Consider the following 19,919-nt stretch of genomic DNA (forward strand, 5'->3'; position numbering starts at 1 on the left):
TTTCTAAATGCAGTTTGTGTTCATACCAATATGGTATCGGGACATGGCTTAGCTTACAATGGCGCTATTAAAGTATTATTGTTATAAGTCATGCTTATTAAATTATCCCAAGCAATAAAGACAGCTGAAGCCGCGCTCATTGAAGCTCAGGTGCACTTTGGCCATGGCACTGACAATGCCTGGGATGAGGCTGTTTTTTTAGTGCTAGGAGCCTGTGGTATGCCCTTAGATACACAAAAAGATCAATTACAAAACGTGCTCACTAGGGAGCAGTTATTCTGCATTGAAGATTGGTTAGGTAAACGTATTCAGCAGCGTTTGCCTTTGCCTTACCTGCTAGGTGAAACTTGGTTTGCAGAAATTCCCTTTAAGGTGAGTCAGGACGTCATTATTCCCCGATCACCAATGGCAGAACTTATTGGTAGGCATTTTTCTCCTTTTGTTAAGAATAGTCCAAAAACTGCACTAGATCTTTGCTGCGGCAGCGGCTGTATTGGCATTGCTATGGCCTTGCACATGGATATTTCTCATGTTGATATGGTGGACATTGACCCTGCGGCATTAGTACTAAGTCAAGAAAATATTGATTACCATGGTGTGGCTGATCGAGTGCGGGTGTTTGATTCCAATTTATTTTCGGGTTTATCTGCTAAACATTATGATTTAATTGTTAGTAACCCACCATACGTGGACGCGAAAGACTATGATGACATGCCTTTGGAATTTTCCCACGAACCCAAGTTGGCCCTGGTATCAGGTGTCGACGGTTTAGACCTTACTGCAGCAATGCTGGCCCAAGCTGCAGATTGGCTTTCAGAACAGGGGCTTATCGTTATTGAAGTAGGCAATAGTGAAGTAGCACTGCAACAGGCTTTACCTGAAGTACCTTTTATGTGGCTCGATTTAAGTGCTGGTGGTAACGGTGTTTTTTGCCTCACAGGGGCGCAATGTAGGCAATATCAAGACAGATTTAGAGCATGGTATCAATCACGCCCATAAGTCTATTGTTTGCTGCTTAGTGTACTAAACAGCTATAATTAATTTGAAAAATTTTAGAGTAAAAATGTCATGTCTGGCAATACCTTCGGTAAGTTGTTTACGGTCACCACCTTTGGCGAAAGCCATGGCCCAGCCTTGGGTGCCACAATTGATGGTTGCCCAGCAGGCATTGAGCTGACTGAGGCTGATTTACAAGTTGATTTAGATCGCCGTAAGCCGGGTAAGTCAAGGCACACCACCCAACGCCGAGAGGCTGACCAGGTGCGAATTTTATCGGGTGTATTTGAGGGTCGAACTACGGGCACGCCTATTGGTCTTATTATTGAAAATACAGACCAACGATCTAAGGACTACGGCAACATAAAGGATCAGTTTCGTCCTGCCCATGCGGATTACACTTACATGCATAAGTATGGTGTACGCGATTACCGTGGTGGTGGTCGGTCGTCAGCCCGTGAAACAGCCATGCGTGTAGCAGCGGGTGCCATAGCTAAAAAGTTTTTGGCTGGTCAAGGTATTCGTATCAGCGGTTATCTTTCTCAATTGGGTCCAATTAAGCTGGACTGCTCAGAACCTCAGATTGTCAATGATAATCCATTTTTTTGTGGTCAGGCTGATAAGATTGAAGAACTTGAACAGTTCATGGATGCGCTTAGAAAATCGGGTGACTCTATTGGTGCACAAGTGACTATTATTGCAACTGGGGTAGCGGCAGGTATCGGTGAGCCAGTTTTTGATCGTTTAGATGCTGAATTAGCCCACGGGTTAATGAGCATCAATGCTGTTAAGGGTGTAGAAATAGGTGATGGCTTCGAGGTTGTTGCCCAGCGCGGCACAGAACACCGTGATGAAATGACCCCTGAAGGTTTCTTATCTAATCATGCGGGCGGCATTTTAGGTGGTATAAGTAGTGGCCAAGATATTATTGCCCGAATTGCGCTTAAACCCACTTCAAGCTTACATTTGCCTGGGCAATCTATCGATCTGCATGGCAACTCAGTGGAAGTGATCACTAAAGGCCGTCATGACCCCTGTGTAGGTATTCGGGCTACACCTATTGCTGAAGCAATGGTGGCGTTGACGTTAATGGATCATTTTCTTCGCCAGCGTGGGCAGAATGGCACACCTAACTATGATCTTCCCACCATAAAGTAAAAACTACCATGAAACATATTCGATTACCGCTTATTCCAACCCTGTTGGCAATGGCATTGACTTTTGTGAGTGGGATGGCCATGGCTGACAGTATTAGATTTGCCACCACTACTAGCACCTATAACTCAGGTTTATTGGATTATTTATTAAACCACTATGCCAACGTTAGCCAGACTGAGGTACAAGTGATCTCTGTAGGAACTGGCAAAGCGTTAAGGATGGCAGAAAATGGTGATGTAGATTTAGTAATGACCCATGCACCCTCTGCAGAAGCACGGTTTATTGGCCAAGGTTTTGGTATTGAACCCCTTGGCGTGATGTACAACGACTTTGTTTTGGTGGGCCCTAAAGATGATGCAGCACAGGTAAGCTTAGCCCAGACTGTGACCGAAGGGTTGTCTCTTATAATGTTATCTAATCAACGTTTTATTTCCCGTGGCGACGACTCAGGAACTCATAAAAAGGAGTTACAATTATGGCAGCACCTTGGAGCTTTGCCTAGCTTTGCTGGTTATCTTGAGTCTGGCCGGGGTATGGGCCACAGTTTACAAATGGCGTCTGAACTAGGTGCCTACACCTTGACTGACCGAGGGACTTGGTTGGCCTTAAAAGACAAGCTTGCATTGCGTTTGGTGCTTGAAACTGACCCTCGTTTACTCAATCCCTATCAGGTGATCTTAGTTAACCCAGTGCGTCACCAACATGCTAATGTTAAATCTGCTCGTGAGTTTGCCCAGTGGATGGTGAGTTCAGAGGGGCAGGGAATTATTGGAAAATTTCGTATAAATGGCGAGGTATTATTTGTGCCTTCGGCGCTATAGTTAACTCAATGAATGATCTTTGGACTACATTTAGTACTGCTATCGCTCAGCTCTTAAGCGGTGACCCGGAACTGTGGGGAATTGTTGGAGTGTCTTTTAGTGTTTCAGCTAGCGCTTTACTAATTGCTTTATTGCCCGCGTTGAGTGCTGGATTTACGCTAGCCTATTTTCGTTTTCCTGGTCGTTGGGTCGCAATTAGTTTACTCAATAGTTTGCTAGCAGTCCCTACTGTGGTGGTTGGCCTAGTGCTATATATGCTCCTGTCACGTGCTGGTCCCTTGGGTGATCTTAATCTTCTGTTCACCCGACCAGCTATGATTATTGGCCAGATCCTCTTATGTTTTCCCCTATTGGTAGCTATGAGTTTAAGTGCCTTCCAAGCTGCAGATCACCGCGTTTTAGAAACTGCTAAAACCCTGGGAGCCAGCCCACTCCAAGCCTTTGTTACATTGTTATTTGAAGTTCGGTTTGCACTTCTTGCGGCAGTGGTCACAGCCTTCGGGCGTATTATTGCAGAAGTAGGAAGTGCAATGATGGTGGGCGGCAACATATTACACCACACACGAAACATCACTACCGCCATTGCCTTAGAAACTGGCAAAGGTGAGTTTGTGCAGGGTGTTGCCCTAGGGATAGTACTTTTGGTGATGGCTTTAATACTCAATGTGAGTTTGGGCTGGATGCAAAGCCATAGCCGTGTGCTGAGGCATGGCACCTAATGCGCTTAGAGCTTAATAACATATGTCAGCGATACGGCGAAGAGGACTTGTTTGTCATTGATCAGTTGCAACTCATTAGCACTGATGCGGTGCACCTTCATGGTCCCAACGGCGTAGGCAAATCTACCTTGATGAAAATCATGGCAGGCCTTCAAAAACCCACCTCAGGTGAGGTTAGGCGAATGCCTATGGCAGGAGAAAACATGCGGCGCCAAGCAGTCATCTACCTGCACCAAAATACCTACCTTTTCGACACGGATGTGCGCAGCAATGTGGAATATGGATTACGTATGAGGCGAGAGAAAAATACAAAAAAAGTAGATAAGGCCCTAGCATGGGCCGGCTTGGGTCATCTTGAGTATCGCCAAGCTCACTTGCTCTCTGGTGGAGAACGTCAACGCTTAGCCTTGGCAAGAGCCCTAGTATTAGACCCAGCATTAGTCTTGCTTGATGAGCCTACCAGTAACTTAGACATTGGGTCTGTGGCGCGTATTGAAGAAATGTTGCAAGACCTGCATCGGCGCGGAACAGGTATTCTACTGGCGTGCCATCAAGACAACGCCTTGACTAAATTGTGTAATCAACATTGGTTGTTAGCTGCAGGAAAGCTAACAGTTCAGGCTTAGGCCACGCTAGTGTTTTTTAGGCCCAGACCCTTTTTTACCTGAGTAACCCCCTTTAGGTTTGTCTGCAGGGACGCGGAACAATAGATATAAATCTTGCAATAACTCTGGAATTTGCTCACACAATTGTTGACAAAACTCAGGCTGCTGACGTAACTCTTCAAGTTCTGCGTCTTCATCTAATTTAGCGGCCAACATGAAGGGTAGCAAGCATTCAGCTACATCCTCTTCTTGCTCGGCAAACCAAATATCTTCCTGGCTAAATATCAGCTCCATAAAGCCTTGAGCCCAGTACTCCAGAAGGCAATCGTCTACTTGGTCTAGTTCTAGCGTTAGGTCACAGGGAAGATCGATGTCTTGATCAGATTCCAAGCATTCTCGTAAAAAAGCAAACTCTTGGCGCATTAAGTTAATAATCTCATGGCGCTCAGAGTTATTTTCAAGCACAGGGTTTTCAGCCATAACTTGCTCTAACCATTCATGCTCTGGCATAGGCGCTGGACTGATCGCTAAGGCACACAGGTAACCGTGTAGAGCAATGTAATCTAAGGCTTCTTCTTGCACTTTGTCGGATAAAAGATAGGCATCAAGTTGGTCGATTTGGACATCTGTTAACGGGTCGCTGCTTATGGACATGGGGTGTAACTCTGTCAAATAAATATGACCTATTGTAACTCATGGTAGGCATTAACAGCTAACAAACTAGGCCTCTAGTATGCTCTAGAGAGATTGTGACCTAACCCCCCATTGTTTTCTTGCCTGTGTTGCTCATCTAGGCCTTTTATAGGGGTGACAGTGAGGCCACCTTCAAGGATAATAACGCGCGATGAACGATACTCCTGAAAAACTCTTGCACAGCCTCTTTGGCTACGAACATTTTCGTGGCCACCAACTCGACGTAATTCAGCATGTCATTGATGGTGGTGACGCACTAGTGTTAATGCCCACAGGTGGAGGTAAGTCTATCTGCTACCAAATCCCAGCACTACTTAGAGAGGGTGTCGGGGTTGTTATTTCTCCTTTGATCGCGTTAATGCAAGACCAAGTCTCAAGCATGCAGCAACTTGGGGTGAATGCACAGGCGTTGCATTCGGGTATTGATTGGCAACTGCAGAACCAAATTGAACAACAGGCATTAAATGGTGATTTAGATTTACTTTATGTTTCGCCTGAACGATTAATGACTGCTTCGTGTATGAATTTGTTGAGATCTTGTAAGGTCGCGTTATTTGCTATCGATGAAGCTCACTGCGTGTCTCAATGGGGCCATGACTTTAGGCCTGAATACTTGCAACTAGAGTGCTTGCAACAAAACTTCCCAGATATACCCAGAATGGCACTAACAGCCACTGCAGACCGGCCTACGCAGCAGGAAATGGTAAAACGTTTAGGGCTGAATCAAGCGCAACAGTACATCAGTAGTTTTGACCGGCCAAATATCCGTTACCGTATTATGCAAAAGCAAAAAGGTAAGCAGCAGTTGCTAGATTTTGTGCAATTGCAGCACCAGGGTAATGCTGGCATTGTTTATTGTATGTCACGTAAAAAAGTAGATGAAACAGCTCTTTGGTTAGTGGAGCAAGGTGTTCCTGCACTGCCCTATCATGCTGGATTAGGCTCAGAAAGAAGAGCTCAAAATCAACAGCGTTTTCTCAATGAAGAAGGCTTAGTAATGGTGGCCACTATTGCCTTTGGTATGGGTATTGATAAACCTAATGTGCGTTTTGTTGCCCACTTAGACTTACCTAAAAGTATAGAATCGTATTATCAGGAAACAGGTCGAGCAGGGCGTGATGGGCTCCCTGCAGATGCATGGATGGTTTACGGTTTACAAGACGTAATGTGGCTGAGGCAGCGGCTGGAACAAACTGATATGGATGCCGCCATTAAGCGCTCAGAGCAGTCTAAACTAGACGCCATGTTGGGTTTGTGCGAAATTACGCATTGTCGTCGACAAGCTATTTTAAGCTACTTTAATGAAGCCTCGTCTAACACTTGTGGCAACTGTGATAACTGTTTAGAACCTGTGGCCACATTTGATGGCACTGAAGTGGCTCGTAAGGCGCTATCTTGTATTTTTCGAAGCGGCCAACGCTATGGCGTAGCACATTTAATTGATATATTAATGGGTAAGCCAACAGACAAGATTAAAGCTGCAGGCCATGACAAAATATCGACCTTTGCATTGGGTCAGGAATTTGATCAAAAACAATGGCGCTCGGTATATCGGCAACTTTTGGCCTTGGGCTTAGTGTCCAGTGATCCAGAAAACTATGGTGGCCTGCGGTTATTACCCCCTTGTAGGCCGTTACTTAAAGGTGAGGCAGAGCTGCAGTTGCGGCTGGATCGTAAGGTGTCTATTAAGGCACCAACAGCAGCTAAAGCAAGGCTTCAAATAGCTGATGCTGATATGGATTTATGGCAGTTGCTCAGGGAATTACGCATGGCGTTAGCCCAAGATCAGAAAGTGCCTCCTTACGTAATTTTTAGCGATTCTTCCTTATTAGAAATGCTCCATGCAAAACCTCAGTCACTTTTGGAAATGAGCCATGTGCACGGTGTGGGTGAAAAGAAACTAGACCGCTACGGGGATGACTTTTTAGCTTTAATTCAACAACACGCCTAGCCAGCTATGGTACCATTATTAATTGGCCGAAAAGCCTTATCCTATTACTTTAAAGGAAGCCATTAATGGCCAGTTTACAAGATCAGTTGCTGAAGGCCGGTTTAGCCAACGAAAAGCAATCTAAGCAAGCCACTAAGGCTAAAAAGAAGCAAACCCGTGATGTGCGTAAGGGTGTGGATATGGGTGAAACTGCTGCGCAACGTGCGCTGGGTGAAAAACAAGCACAAGCAGCTCGGTCTAAGCAGCTTAATGCGCAGCGTGACGCTGAACATCAAGACCGCGCAGTGGTTGCTCAAGTGAAGCAAATGTTAGAACGCTGCCGGTTAGACCTAACAGGCGGTGAAGTCACCTATAATTTTGTTGATGGCAAAGCCATTAAAAAACTCTACGTCAACGCAATGCAACAAGCTGCTCTAAGTAGAGGTTCGTTAGTAATTGTTGGCTTAGATGAGCATTACTGTGTGGTACCGGCAACTGTGGCTGTCCGAATTGAAGAGCGTGCGCCAGACACTTTGATTATTCGTGCCGAGTCTGCAGCAGATGACGTTGCAGATGAAGACGACCCTTACGCAGATTTTGTTATTCCAGATGATTTAATGTGGTAAAGCTTGTGAGCCGACTAGAACTTAATGGGCAAGATGCCACGAAACGGCAAAAGAAATTACAAAAGCGTTTGCGCCGTGATGTAGGCCGCGCCATCGACGATTACGCCATGATAGAACAGGGCGACAAGGTAATGGTGTGCGTGTCTGGTGGTAAAGACTCTTATGCCATGCTCGACATATTAATGCAATTGCAACACAGTGCGCCCATAGACTTTGACATACTGGCGGTTAATTTAGACCAAAAACAACCTGATTTTCCAGAACATATATTGCCTAAGTACCTCGCTGAAGTGGGAGTAGATTTTCACGTTATCGAGCACGATACCTATAGTGTAGTGAAAGCCGTGATTGAAGAAGGAAAAACCACCTGTGGTTTATGCTCACGCATGCGCCGCGGTACTTTGTATCGGTTTGCTCAAGAACGTGGCATTACTAAAATAGCCTTAGGTCACCACCGCGACGACATACTAGAAACCTTATTTTTAAACATGTTCCACGGAGGCAAGCTTAAAGCCATGCCCGCCCGTTTACTCAGTGACGATGGCATAAATACGGTCATCCGCCCTATGGCTTATGCTCGTGAACAAGACATAGCCGAGTATGCCCAACTTAAGCAATACCCTATTATTCCGTGCAACCTATGTGGCTCTCAGGATAATCTCCAACGCCAACACATTAAAGCCATGTTGCAAGATTGGGAAAAAAACTATCCAGGCCGAGTAGAAAGTATGGCTAAGTCACTACAGAATGTAGTGCCCTCGCACCTAATGGATACCCAGCTGCACAATTTTAAACGGGTGCAACGTTCAAATGATGAGCGAATTTGTGAAGAAGCAGACCTGGCGTTACTAAACTTACCGCTCTAATGAATCCAATGCTGAAGGGCTTCCTGTATTAGAGTCTAATACCCCCCCCCCTGATAAATAAACAGTTAAACATCATGGACTTCTATGTATATAACTTCAGAAGACCAGCTTAGAGAGGTGTATAGCCACCCCAAAGGATCTGCTAAAGCTAGGCCACTGCCGGCTTTAGAGTTACATTCTATCAACTTTATAGCTCACTCGCCGTTTGTTATTATTTCTAGCTGTTCAGCAACAGGTTCTGTGGACTGCTCTTTGCGCGGCGGCCAGCCCGGATTTGTGAAAGTGTTGAGTAAAAATTGCCTACTTATTCCTGACGGAAAAGGTAATAACCGCCTAGATAGCCTAGTGAATATCGTTGAAACAGGTGACATTGGTTGTTTGTTCCTAATACCAGGGGTAGATGAAACACTTAGGGTGAACGGAGTTGTTCGTATTTCGACGGTAGCCGATCACTTAAGTTTTTTTTCAAGTTACTCTAATGCTCCAAAAACTTGCATTGAACTCACTATTAAAGAAATGTTTTTGCACTGTGCCAAAGCGTTAATGCGATCACAGCTTTGGTCATCTGAGCCAAAGGTTGACCTTGGGTTATTGCCTACTATTGGGCAATTGATGAAGGATCAACTGCTATTAAATGAAATACCCGAAACTTAAACGCATAGGGTAGCTGGATACCAGCGTGGTTGGTAATTAATGTATAGCAAATACGGATGACCCGCTGTTTGCTTCTGAGCTAAAGCCCCCAGGGGAATGTTAGCTTCCTATTGGTCATAAAAAAAGGTACTAGAATAATGCAAATGGATGATTCAGTTAATGTATTTGGTGAAAAATTAGGTATTTGTGGGGTGGATCCAATCACTGGGTTTTACCGCGATGGAGCGTGCAATACTTGTAAAGACGACTTTGGTTCTCATACAGTCTGTATTGAAACTTCAAAGGACTTTTTAGACTACTCAAAATCTAAAGGCAATGACCTTACTACCCCAGTACCCGCATTTAATTTCAAAGGATTAAACCCCGGAGACAGTTGGTGTGTATGTGCTGGGAGGTGGTTAGAGGCCGAAAAAAACGGTATGGCGCCAAGACTCCATCTGCAAAGTACCCATATAAGAGCTTTGGAGATTGTGCCTATGGAGCTTCTTAAAAAATATGCCGTAGATTTAAATTAGTATTAATCATTAACCCGCTCTGGCTCCGCTGCAAAGAGGCAGGTCAGGTGTGTAGGGTTACGAATGTTTACATTGGTTAACTAAAATAGACAAGACGTCCTTGCCCTTTGACCGTTAGTGGTTTGCTGCTAATTCTTGCATGCGATTCCACAGGCTGGTGCGTATACCTATGCCATTAGCGTCGCAGCGAGCGCGGTAGGCGTCTATGTCTGAAGTGCCTGCAACAGTTTTGCAGTCTGAGGGCGCTGGACCTATGGTGATACGTACTTCGTTCCAAGCTAAATCTCGTTCTCTAGGTTGTAAAAGCCCACGTAGCTGACCTTGCGAGGTTAAGTCAAAGCGACGCATACCGCCTTCTAAGTTATTGAAGTAGATGCATACACTTTGTCCATTAGCGCCATGTTGATCTAAATAATGGGCAATGGCAGGCACTGCAAAAGCGCCACAGGCTGTTTTGTGCATACGGATTTCTTTGATACCATTGTCTACGGCATGTTTAAAGGCTTCTTGGAATTGTACTAAAGCCGGTTGGCCAAGGGCGTCATATATTAGGCTGTCTTTACTTTCTACTAATAATTTAGGTGCGCTAATGCTGGAGTCTAAGCCGGCCAAAGAGGTCTCTAATAAATCGCTGTTTGCAATGCCATGTCGCAATGCAAAGGTAGCCCGGTGCCCAGCCGTTTTTTGATTCGCTTGGTCAAAACCGCGGCTAGCAACCACTTTTTCTACTATTTGAGTGAGCTGTTCTGCGCTTACAAGTGTGGTATCGCTCATTAGGGTTCCTTTGTGTAGTTGTTATTATTTATTTCGTTGGCTATTTTTCTGGATTAATCCGCGTTGCATTGATTAAAGTAATGGGCGAGTTTGCGGACATACCAATAACGCTACTTACGGCCGAATGACTCCAGCTTATGCCTGCGGTATTGCGGTAAATTTACACAGTAAAGCCTGAGTATACGTTTACAGCATGATAGTATGGGTTTGTTGCGCTATACGCAATAATACTTGAATTAAGATGAAATGATTACTGAGTATTAATGCAGGGTATTAAATGTGCTTCAGTCTCTGCCAGAAGTGCCATTATTGCCGACTCGGATCATAACAGAAGTGTTATCTTGGAAGATTTAATGGTGCCAACTAAGGGTTCTTGATGATAGATATTGAAACAGGTTTTGGTAGAGTACAAAAGTATGGTTCTGGTGCCATTAATGTGGTTTTTGCACATGGTTCTGGTATTGGTATGAATCATGAATTTATGCAGTGCGTAGCGGCAGTAATGAGCTTGAAAGACTTCACTGTGTATTTATTTGAATTTGGTTATATGCAAAAGATCCAGGCGACAGGAGTCCGACAGCCACCTCCAGCAGTAGCTAAACTTGAACATGAGTACCTTGGATTACTGGATGCACTAGCCTTGCCAAGTCCACTTATTATAGGTGGCAAGTCTCTAGGAAGCCGTGTGGCTAGTTTAATAGTAGAACGTACCAATGCTTTGGGCTGGTTTGCCCTTGGCTATCCATTTCATCCCCAAGGTAAGCCACAAACATTGCGTGTGGAACATTTGTTAACAAGTCATAAGCCTGGATTAATTGTTCAGGGTGCTCGAGATGCCTTAGGTAGTTATGATCAAGTGTTAGGTTATAAATTGCCAGCTCACATCAATTTATGCTGGCTTGATGATATGGACCATAGCTTTAAGCCTTTTAAAGCCGCCCGCTACAGTCAAATGCAGGCTATTGAACAATCAGTATTAGATATTGAGCATTGGGCTAAATACACGGTAAAATGCAGTAATATTTAAGTTTAGACGAACATAACTAGTTAATAACCAATTTTTAATCTTGGTTATTACAGAGTATAGCAAATGATGCAAAGCTCCCATAATATCGACAGATTATTAGACACCACGGGGCTCTTTTGTCCAGAACCGGTAATGATGTTGCACAGTATTTTTAAAGACATTAAAGCAGGGGATGTAGTTAAAGTATTAGCTACAGACCCATCCACTACTAGAGACATTCCTAAATTCTGCTTGTTTCTAGGCCACGAACTCATAGAACAGGCGCAAGCCAACTCTCAGTATCAATACCTTATTCGCAAAGGCGGCTAATACTGTCTAATTTCTAGTTAATCAGTAAATTGCTCGGCAGGAACTATATTTACAGTTTCATGGAGTTCACTGTAAACCACCACTATTCGCTTTTGTTTTAGCTGTATTTCTAGCTGAGCTACTTTGTCTGCCAAGCGGGTCTCATAGGCGCCATAGTCTGTACCATCTCGACTCGCAAACTCTTCTAATAGGTGGTTTAGGGTATCTGGGTTTATATCTTGCCATGGCACTATCATGAATTAATCCGCCGTTAACTTTGAGGAGAGCAGAAATTGAGCTGACTGCGATAACGCTGAGCTTGACTTGCAACATCTTTGGCTACGCCTAACAACCACGGTTTTGCTAAATAGGATTTTTTAGCAAAACCTCTGTTGCCTTCGTGATAAGCCAAATAAAGGTTGTAAGCGTCGTTTCGATGTATTTTATTCAGGCGCACAGACCGACTATTGTACCAGCCTACAAAGTCGATGGCATCGTTAAAGTTAGTGCGTTCAGCATTGCTGTAACCGGTGAGTTGTTTATACAAAGTCCAAGTGCCGTTAATCGCTTGGGGGTAGCCATAAGCGGTGGAAAGGTGGCGACCTGGAATAATACCAAATGCCATTTTTCGAGGAGGCCTAGCAGTAGCATTAAAGCCAGACTCATGATTGATAAATGCCATGCTAATAGTCTGATCTATTTGCCATTGTTGTTGAGAAGCACTGGCACTTATTTGCCAACTTTCAAACTGTGCAAAAATGCCACACACGTTGTCTGGTGTGTGTGGTTTACCCTTATTGTCACCGATGCTGCTGCATGCACTTATTAACAGCAGAAGGAGGCTTAATAGAGCAAGCCTAGAGTACATCACTGCGTCTGGCCCAGCATAGTTGCATCAATCTCACTTGATCTTCAGCTTGCAATAAATCTAAGCCTGTTTCGTGGGCTAAATCCTGTAACTCATCTCGCCAATCATTACCAAGAAGCTCTTTTATATCTTCTTGGCTGGTAGATATTTCAAACGCCAGTTCAATATCTAGTGCATCTACTAAATGCTCTAAACCTTCTGTAGGTGAAAAATCTGCGTGACCCACTACATGGCTTGCATCTAGGTCGTCGTTCATTTCTAATAACACATCTTTAACTGAGTGCCCTAATGCAGTCACAGTTTCATCGCTAATATGATCGCTATAACATAAGTGGGGAGGCCAGTTGTCATCTGCCAAAATGAGGCTAGACTTAATGCTGCCATCGGGCAGTGTCCAAGCTGCAGCAATTGGATAGTAAGGGGGTTCTGGACAGGTTTCAACAGCAATAAATAAAGCAAGGCTTAGATCAATCATAGGCAATAGTGATAATAATTTAAGTGAATAAGAACAAATGATGGCGTATGCGTTAACGCAAGGCAAGTTAAGTTTAGCAGATGAAGGTCCATATTAAGCCAAAGTAGTATTTAAATATGCTCGTTAACTTGATATAAATGGTAGGTTAATCCTCTTGCCCTACAAAACTAGGAACCATTAAATGAGTGACGTGAAGACATATCCAGCAGATGCATCGATTGCCGAAACCTCTGGTTTGAACCAAAAGAAACGCGAAGCGATGTACCAACAGTCTGTTGCAAACCCAGAAGAGTTCTGGCGTCAGCAGGGTAAGCGTATTGATTGGATTAAGGCGCCTACAAAAATAAAAAATACCCGCTTTACACCTAATGATGTGGCCATCGAATGGTATTCAGATGGTCAATTAAATGTGGCAGCCAACTGTTTAGACCGACATCTAGAACACCATGGTGAAGAAATTGCCATTATATGGGAAGGAGATGAACCGAGTCAGTCGCGTCATATTAGTTACCGAGAACTGCACCAAGAAGTGTGTCAGTTTAGTAATGCGCTGCTAGCACAAGGTGCGAAAAAAGGTGATGTAATTACCTTGTATATGCCAATGATTCCAGAAGCTACAGTGGCAATGTTGGCTTGTGCTCGGATTGGAGCGGTGCATTCGGTTATTTTTGGTGGCTTTTCGCCAGATGCTATTGCCGGCCGAGTAAAGGGTTCTAATAGTAATATAGTGATTACTGCAGATGAAGGCTTGCGAGGTGGTAAAAGGATTGGTCTTAAGGCTAATGTTGATGCAGGTTTAACCAATGTGGATTGTGTTGATACTGTGATTGTAGTCAAACGCACAGGGGCTAATATTAATTGGCTAGAAGGCCGTGATGTTTGGTATGGGGATATCGTTGCTGCTGCAGGCATCCACCACGAACCTGAAGTAATGGCCGCAGAAGATCCTCTTTTTATTCTCTACACATCCGGTTCTACAGGTCAGCCTAAGGGCTTAGAGCATACTACTGCAGGTTACCTAGTGTGGAGCGCAATGACTCACGAAATGGTATTTGATTATAAACCAGGTGATATTTATTGGTGCACTGCTGACGTTGGCTGGATTACCGGACACAGTTACATTGTTTACGGACCGCTTGCTAACCGTGCCACTACACTCATGTTTGAAGGGGTACCTAATTATCCTACTAATGCACGTTTTGGCCAAGTTATTGAAAAACACCGGGTAAATCAATTTTATACGGCGCCCACAGCCATCCGTGCACTAATGCAGCATGGTGATGATGTTCTGTCTGGCTCTGATGTGTCTAGCATTCGCGTGCTAGGAAGTGTGGGCGAACCCATTAATCCAGAAGCGTGGCTGTGGTACAGACGTGTTTTCAGCACTGGCAATGTTCCAGTCGTTGATACCTGGTGGCAAACCGAAACGGGAGGGCACATGATTACTCCCCTACCTGGTGCTGTGGATACTAAGCCCGGTTCAGCGACGATGCCATTTTTTGGTGTTCAACCTGCTATAGTTGATAATGAAGGTCATGAGTTAGAAGGCGCTGCTGAGGGAAATCTTGTTATTAAAGATAGCTGGCCAGGCCAGGCCAGGTCCATTTGGGGCAATCATAAACGCTTTGAAGAAACCTACTTTTCTACCTTTGAAAATTATTACTTTACCGGTGATGGTGCACGTCGTGACGAAGATGGTTACTATTGGATTACTGGGCGTGTGGATGACGTCCTTAATGTATCGGGTCACCGCATGGGCACTGCTGAGATAGAAAGTGCTTTGGTCGCCCACAAGGCGGTATGCGAAGCTGCAGTGGTAGGCTATCCCCATGAAATTAAAGGTCAAGGCATTTATTGTTACGTCACATTACAAGACGGTGTTGATGACAGCCCTGAACTATTGAAGGAGCTAAGACAATGGGTTAGAGCTGAAATTGGACCCATTGCGTCACCGGATTTAATTCAATTTTCACCCAACTTGCCAAAAACTCGTTCAGGAAAAATTATGCGTCGCATTTTGCGCAAAATTGCTGCAAACGACTATGGTGAACTGGGGGATACGTCTACTTTATCAGACCCAAGTGTGGTTATTGAGCTGATTGAAAATCGCTGCAACAAATAACTTTGTTGTCTTTTACATGTTTTAGGAGGTGCGTTTATGTCTAATACCTACACCATTATTGTAGCCGATGACCACCCATTGTTTCGGGCTGCCCTGACTCAGGCTATTGGCACTCAGGTGGATGGTGCTGACGTTTTAGAGGCAGAGCACCTGCAGCACTTAGAGCACCAAATGCGCAGTGAAGTAGATCTAGTGCTGCTAGATCTGCATATGCCAGGCGCCAACGGCTTTTCTGGGCTCATTTACTTGCGTACGCATTTTCCAAGCGTGCCGGTGGTAGTAGTGTCGGGTAATGAACAGCCAAGTGTGATCCATCGTGCGATGCATTTTGGTGCGGCGGGGTTTATCCCGAAGTCTTCCTCTATGACGGATATTATTGACGCCGTTAAAACTATCCTTAATGGTGGGCAATGGGTACCACCAGACCTGCCTGCAGCAGACCAAGCCATGGATGCTCAAGACAGTAAGTTTGCGGACCAGCTGGCCAGCTTAACTCCTCAGCAGTTTAAGGTGATGGTGATGCTTACAGAAGGGTTGCTTAATAAACAAATTGCTTATGAACTTAGTGTTTCGGAGGCTACTATTAAGGCCCACGTCACGGCAATACTGCGCAAGCTTGGCGTTTATAGCAGAACGCAGGCCGTCATAATGGCAGGCCGGTTACGCATTGAGCACCCTCAAGATGAGGCCATAAAGTAGCCTTACCTTAGGCGGCTTAGGGTGGCCCTGAGGGCTGCAGGCTTTAGAGGTTTATTAAGGAGCAAAGCATCTTCATCAGCGATTGCTTTGGCCACTTCTTCAGTGCGATCTGCGGTAATACAAATCGCAGGTATGTGATCATGGTAAACCTGCCTTATCCGTGCAATGGCAGCGGTGCCTGTCTGGCCTTGGTCTAAGTGGTAGTCTGCTAAAATCACATTTGGCTGGATGTCTGCGTCGACTAGGTTTTGTAATGCTTGAGACATATCAAGCGCTGTTATTACCGTGCACCCCCAGCCCCTAAGTAACTGTTCCATTCCTAGCAGTATCGATGTTTCGTTGTCTATACACAGCACTGTCATGTTCGTTAGACTTCCTCCGCCGCTAGTGTATTGACTATGGATTGTGGCTTTAGCGACTACTTTTTGGCGTTCACCAACTGGCACAACAATGCTAAATAAGCTGCCCTTACCTTGCCATGATCTTACCGTTAAGGGGTAGTTAAGTAGTTTGGCTGTCCGATCTGCTATTGCTAGCCCTAGGCCCAGCCCTTTTACATCTTGCGTGGCGGGATGATCTAGACGTTTAAACTCCTCAAATACTTCATTGAGTTTTTGTGGAGCAATACCAATTCCAGTATCCCAAACCTGAATTTCGAGCACATTTCCTTTTTTTCGGCAGCCTAACAACACTTTACCCTTTGGTGTATAGCGCAGAGCATTGGTTAAAAAGTTTTGTACAATACGACGCAAGTGTTGTTCATCGCTATGAACCGTTACGTGACATGGGACGTAGCTAAACTGAATACCTTTTTGATGGCATAATAAAGTGAGCTCTGCTGCTAATTTTTGTAACATATTGTCAATTGGAAAATGGCTAAGTTTAGGTGAAAGAGTTCCTGCATCAAGCTTGGATATTTCAATTAAAGTACCAATGAGCTCCTCAGCTGCCACTAAAGAATCGTCCAAATGATGCAGGGTGCTGGCAAGTTTGCCCCCAGGATGTTGCTGCGACAAAGACGAAGAAAATAATCTTGCTGCGTTAAGAGGTTGCATTAAATCATGACTAGCCGCTGCTAGAAATCGTGTTTTACTTTGGTTGGCTTGGTCTGCGCCAGTTTTGGCACGGCTCAATTGGTCGTTTGCCACCACTAACTCTTTGGTTCGGTCTTCTACACGTTGTTCCAGGGTTTCGTTGGTTTCTTTTAATGCTGCCTCGGTGCGTTTATGGTTAGTAATGTCCATGTAGGTGTTGACGTAACCTCCACCCAGCATAGCATTGCCCCGCACCTCAAACACTGCACCATCAGCCCGGTAGCGCAGGTGGGTATTGGTAATGCCTCGTTGCAGTGTGCCTAGGCGTTGTTCAACCCGTTGGTCAATGACTCCTTCGCCGTAGTCTCCGCTGAGCGCATTGTGTCGAATCACTTCGACAATAGGTCTGCCGATGGTGATCAGCCCTTCAGGAAATTGAAACATTTCTTGATAACGTTGATTCCATACTACCAAGCGCATGTCTTTATCTACCACGCTTATGCCTTGGTCAATATGCTCAATGGTAGATTGCAGCATGGAGCGATTGAACTTATATAGCGCTGATGCCTCATCAGCGATAGAGACCACATCACCCAAGTGCATTTCAGTACCCATTAAGCTAGAAGCAACAATAATTCGCGCAGAGGATGCTCCAATTACTCCGGCTAACAAACGTTCAGCATAGGTTGCTAGAGCTTGGTCGATGGGATCATTCAGATTAAGGTCTCTATTTTGTGTGCGGGCAAATTGGTGAAAAGCTTCATGGGTACGATTTGAACCCAGAAATCGTTCGCAGAGGGTTTGAAGGTCACTAAAGCGGGTGTTGGCGAAGTCAATTTCAGAACTGGTGTTGGATTGGCCTACTCTTAAGTCAACAAAATGATCAGCCTGGATGCGATCTTGCAAGCGAACTTGGGTTAGCTTAGAGACCCATACAAAGGCTACAATGTTTAAGCTTAGGGACAGCAAAGTGGCGTGAGTGATTGGGTCAAACCCATTAAGACCGAACATTGATGTGGGTCTTAACCAGCTTAAGCCAAACAGACCCTGTTCTACCAAGCTTAAAGTATCGAACCCAAGGCCACTAAGGTTGGGGACCATGAGGGTATACAGCCAAATGGTAAAGCCCGATCCTAGCCCTGCTAGTGCACCATAGCGATTACCTTGGCGCCAAAATACGGCACCAATTAATGCGGGTGCGAATTGGGCAACTGCAACAAATGCGGTTAAACCTAAAGACACTAAACTTTTGCCGTCGCCAATCAACAAAAAATAACCGTAGGCTGCCAGTAACATAGCAACAATGACCACACGGCGTACCCTGAGTAATAAGCGGCCAATATTTTTATCCTCAGATGCTTGTAAAGGTGATAAGTGGAATATCACAGGCATTACAATGTCGTTGCAAATCATGGTGCTAATAGAAATTGTGGCAACAATAACCATGCCAGTTGCAGCTGAAAGACCTCCAATATACGCTAAGGTGGCTAAACTACTGGCGCCTTGGCTAAGGGGAATCATTAATACATAGGTGTCTGAGGCAATACCCTGACCACTAAAAAGAAAATTTCCAGCTGCAGCGATAGGCAGCATAAAAATACAGAAAATGATTAAATAAAGTGGAAATAACCAACGCGCTGTGTGTAAATCATTGGGATTAGTGTTTTCTACAATGCCCACCTGAAATTGTCGTGGTAGACAGAGCATAGCTAGAAAAGCCAGTAGAGTTTCAGTGAGAAAGCTTACTCTTAATGGGTTAAAGTTATCAAGTTGTTGTTGTAAGCCACTCTGGCTTATATGGTTACTGAGGTCGCCAATACCGTCAAATAAACTAAAGGTCACAAAAACACCTACAGCAACAAATGCAACAAGCTTAACGATTGATTCAAAAGCAATTGCTAATACCATTCCCCTGTGGTGTTCACTCGTGTCTATTTGACGAGTGCCAAATAAAATGGCAAATGCCGCCATTAATATGGCAACAACCAAAGCGGTATTACTAGAGCCAAAGTCGGAGTTTCCGCCGCCAGACACCATTATAGTGAAGCTTTGAGCTACCGCTTTTAGCTGCAGAGCAATATAGGGCAGTATGCCAAAAGTGGCCATCACCGTAATGACAATAGCTAAACTGCGACTTTTGCCATATCGAGACGCGATAAAATCTGCAATTGTGGTGAGGTTCTCTTGCTTGGCGATAAGTATAATTTTATAAACTAAGCCCCAGCCAAATACAAAAAGGAATATGGGCCCTAAATAAATAGAGAGAAAATCCCAGCCTTGGGTGGCCCTTGAAACTGAGCCATAAAAAGTCCAAGAAGTACAATAAACTGCCAAGGATAAGCTATAGATTACGGGTTGGCTAAGAAGGTTCGATCCTCCTTGGCGGCGGTTGTCACCATAGTAGGCAATGCCGAATAGCAAACCTACATAAGCTAATGAAATGAAAAGAATGACCCATATGTCGAGCATGTTATGCCTATAGTCTAAAGACTGAATAAAAAGCGCTAGGCATTTATAACACGAGAGCTAGTTTTATGTCTTAAAACCCTTTTTTGGTAAAGTTTATTAAAATCAATTACCTATGTTTTTTCCCAAAAATCACTATACTAAAGTCTAACGATAGTTTTTATGCTTGAGTCATTAATCATTAGTCATGGCTTGGGTTTTTTGTCGCCAGTTGCGTTGCCCTTAAAGCTTCAAATGGTTATCATTGAAGCCCTAAAAGAATAATAAAAACAGGCATATTATGAAACAAAATACTAAGGCAGCAGAACAATACTGGCGCCGTAATTTACAAATTATTTTTTCCTATTTGATCATTTGGTTTGTGGTTTCTTTTGGTTGTGGCATCGTCTTTGTGGATGAGCTCAATCATTTCAACATGTTTGGGTTCAAATTGGGCTATTGGTTTGCCAATCAAGGCAGTATTTTGGTGTTTTGTCTGTTGACTATAGGCTATGCAGTGCGCATGAGTCGACTAGACAGTGAGTTTGATGTGCATGAATAGGGCTATTTAATGCTTATCGTGATTCACTTGTTTATTAATAAT

The 19,919-nt window shown here is 44.3% G+C and carries 21 protein-coding genes; 15 read left to right on the forward strand and 6 right to left on the reverse strand.

Annotated elements, in window-relative coordinates; translation table 11 throughout:
* The first annotated feature begins 90 nt into the window (after positions 1 to 90).
* The 5 genes from prmB (at position 91) to ABXT60_RS05665 (ending at position 4,320) form a co-directional block, all read left to right on the forward strand.
* Positions 91 to 999, forward strand: a complete 909-nt coding sequence (gene prmB, locus ABXT60_RS05645) for a 50S ribosomal protein L3 N(5)-glutamine methyltransferase (protein ID WP_443631767.1) — start codon at positions 91 to 93, stop codon at positions 997 to 999.
* Positions 1,000 to 1,068: 69 nt separating this feature from the next.
* The gene (gene aroC / locus ABXT60_RS05650; protein WP_443631768.1) at positions 1,069 to 2,154 is read left to right on the forward strand and encodes a chorismate synthase; all 1,086 of its coding nucleotides are present in this window, start codon (positions 1,069 to 1,071) and stop codon (positions 2,152 to 2,154) included.
* An 8-nt stretch (positions 2,155 to 2,162) separates the two neighbouring features.
* Positions 2,163 to 2,975 (forward strand): substrate-binding domain-containing protein, encoded by an 813-nt coding sequence (locus tag ABXT60_RS05655; RefSeq protein ID WP_443631769.1) that lies wholly within the window; start codon positions 2,163 to 2,165, stop codon positions 2,973 to 2,975.
* A gap of 8 nt (positions 2,976 to 2,983) precedes the next feature.
* The gene (locus ABXT60_RS05660; protein ID WP_443631770.1) at positions 2,984 to 3,694 is read left to right on the forward strand and encodes an ABC transporter permease; all 711 of its coding nucleotides are present in this window, start codon (positions 2,984 to 2,986) and stop codon (positions 3,692 to 3,694) included.
* Positions 3,694 to 4,320 carry an energy-coupling factor ABC transporter ATP-binding protein gene (locus tag ABXT60_RS05665; protein WP_443631771.1) on the forward strand — a complete coding sequence of 209 codons (627 nt, stop codon included), beginning with the start codon at positions 3,694 to 3,696 and terminating at the stop codon, positions 4,318 to 4,320. Before ABXT60_RS05660 ends, ABXT60_RS05665 begins: the two co-directional genes overlap by 1 nt.
* A gap of 6 nt (positions 4,321 to 4,326) precedes the next feature.
* Here the strand turns inward: ABXT60_RS05665 and ABXT60_RS05670 are convergent, their stop codons facing one another.
* On the reverse strand, positions 4,327 to 4,953 hold the full coding sequence (locus ABXT60_RS05670) for a YecA/YgfB family protein (protein WP_443631772.1): 627 nt from the start codon (positions 4,951 to 4,953) through the stop codon (positions 4,327 to 4,329).
* Between the two features lie 190 nt (positions 4,954 to 5,143).
* On the opposite strand from ABXT60_RS05670, the gene recQ reads away from it, so the two are divergent.
* From recQ to ABXT60_RS05695, 5 genes are all read left to right on the forward strand, one after another.
* Complete coding sequence (gene recQ / locus ABXT60_RS05675) at positions 5,144 to 6,943, forward strand: DNA helicase RecQ (protein WP_443631773.1); 1,800 nt, start codon at positions 5,144 to 5,146, stop codon at positions 6,941 to 6,943.
* A 65-nt stretch (positions 6,944 to 7,008) separates the two neighbouring features.
* Entirely contained in the window at positions 7,009 to 7,548 is a 540-nt protein-coding gene (locus ABXT60_RS05680; protein ID WP_443631774.1) for a DUF2058 domain-containing protein, read from the forward strand.
* Positions 7,549 to 7,553: 5 nt separating this feature from the next.
* Positions 7,554 to 8,414 (forward strand): tRNA 2-thiocytidine(32) synthetase TtcA, encoded by an 861-nt coding sequence (gene ttcA / locus ABXT60_RS05685; RefSeq protein WP_443631775.1) that lies wholly within the window; start codon positions 7,554 to 7,556, stop codon positions 8,412 to 8,414.
* A gap of 84 nt (positions 8,415 to 8,498) precedes the next feature.
* On the forward strand, positions 8,499 to 9,068 hold the full coding sequence (locus tag ABXT60_RS05690; RefSeq protein ID WP_443631776.1) for an MSMEG_1061 family FMN-dependent PPOX-type flavoprotein: 570 nt from the start codon (positions 8,499 to 8,501) through the stop codon (positions 9,066 to 9,068).
* Positions 9,069 to 9,211: 143 nt separating this feature from the next.
* Positions 9,212 to 9,583, forward strand: a complete 372-nt coding sequence (locus tag ABXT60_RS05695; RefSeq protein ID WP_443631777.1) for a DUF2237 family protein — start codon at positions 9,212 to 9,214, stop codon at positions 9,581 to 9,583.
* A 114-nt stretch (positions 9,584 to 9,697) separates the two neighbouring features.
* On the opposite strand, the gene ABXT60_RS05700 is transcribed toward ABXT60_RS05695, so the two are convergent.
* Positions 9,698 to 10,357 carry a hypothetical protein gene (locus ABXT60_RS05700; protein ID WP_443631778.1) on the reverse strand — a complete coding sequence of 220 codons (660 nt, stop codon included), beginning with the start codon at positions 10,355 to 10,357 and terminating at the stop codon, positions 9,698 to 9,700.
* A gap of 376 nt (positions 10,358 to 10,733) precedes the next feature.
* On the opposite strand from ABXT60_RS05700, the gene ABXT60_RS05705 reads away from it, so the two are divergent.
* The gene (locus ABXT60_RS05705) at positions 10,734 to 11,384 is read left to right on the forward strand and encodes an alpha/beta family hydrolase (RefSeq protein WP_443631779.1); all 651 of its coding nucleotides are present in this window, start codon (positions 10,734 to 10,736) and stop codon (positions 11,382 to 11,384) included.
* A gap of 63 nt (positions 11,385 to 11,447) precedes the next feature.
* A complete protein-coding gene (gene tusA, locus ABXT60_RS05710) occupies positions 11,448 to 11,693 on the forward strand; it encodes a sulfurtransferase TusA (RefSeq protein ID WP_443631780.1) in 246 nt (81 codons plus the stop codon).
* 17 nt (positions 11,694 to 11,710) lie between these two features.
* Here tusA and ABXT60_RS05715 read toward each other — a convergent pair whose 3' ends face one another.
* Genes ABXT60_RS05715 through ABXT60_RS05725 form a run of 3 tightly spaced genes read right to left on the reverse strand, consistent with a single transcriptional unit; the run spans position 11,711 to position 13,015 of the window.
* Positions 11,711 to 11,929, reverse strand: a complete 219-nt coding sequence (locus ABXT60_RS05715) for a YheU family protein (protein WP_443631781.1) — start codon at positions 11,927 to 11,929, stop codon at positions 11,711 to 11,713.
* 14 nt (positions 11,930 to 11,943) lie between these two features.
* Positions 11,944 to 12,540 carry a transglycosylase SLT domain-containing protein gene (locus ABXT60_RS05720; protein ID WP_443632070.1) on the reverse strand — a complete coding sequence of 199 codons (597 nt, stop codon included), beginning with the start codon at positions 12,538 to 12,540 and terminating at the stop codon, positions 11,944 to 11,946.
* Positions 12,530 to 13,015 (reverse strand): hypothetical protein, encoded by a 486-nt coding sequence (locus ABXT60_RS05725; RefSeq protein ID WP_443631782.1) that lies wholly within the window; start codon positions 13,013 to 13,015, stop codon positions 12,530 to 12,532. Before ABXT60_RS05725 ends, ABXT60_RS05720 begins: the two co-directional genes overlap by 11 nt.
* A gap of 181 nt (positions 13,016 to 13,196) precedes the next feature.
* Between ABXT60_RS05725 and acs the strand changes: the two genes are divergently transcribed.
* Together acs and ABXT60_RS05735 are read left to right on the forward strand one after the other, a co-directional pair.
* Positions 13,197 to 15,137 carry an acetate--CoA ligase gene (acs, locus tag ABXT60_RS05730; RefSeq protein WP_443631783.1) on the forward strand — a complete coding sequence of 647 codons (1,941 nt, stop codon included), beginning with the start codon at positions 13,197 to 13,199 and terminating at the stop codon, positions 15,135 to 15,137.
* 36 nt (positions 15,138 to 15,173) lie between these two features.
* Complete coding sequence (locus tag ABXT60_RS05735; RefSeq protein WP_443631784.1) at positions 15,174 to 15,836, forward strand: response regulator transcription factor; 663 nt, start codon at positions 15,174 to 15,176, stop codon at positions 15,834 to 15,836.
* 2 nt (positions 15,837 to 15,838) lie between these two features.
* Here the strand turns inward: ABXT60_RS05735 and ABXT60_RS05740 are convergent, their stop codons facing one another.
* A complete protein-coding gene (locus ABXT60_RS05740) occupies positions 15,839 to 19,339 on the reverse strand; it encodes a NahK/ErcS family hybrid sensor histidine kinase/response regulator (protein WP_443631785.1) in 3,501 nt (1,166 codons plus the stop codon).
* Positions 19,340 to 19,616: 277 nt separating this feature from the next.
* Here ABXT60_RS05740 and ABXT60_RS05745 point away from each other — a divergent pair, with 277 nt between their 5' ends.
* A complete protein-coding gene (locus ABXT60_RS05745) occupies positions 19,617 to 19,877 on the forward strand; it encodes a DUF4212 domain-containing protein (RefSeq protein ID WP_443631786.1) in 261 nt (86 codons plus the stop codon).
* Positions 19,878 to 19,919: the final 42 nt, after the last annotated feature.

Source organism: Candidatus Njordibacter sp. Uisw_056 (assembly GCF_047730085.1).
In the GTDB taxonomy this organism is placed as follows: Bacteria; Pseudomonadota; Gammaproteobacteria; order Pseudomonadales; family Balneatricaceae; genus Njordibacter.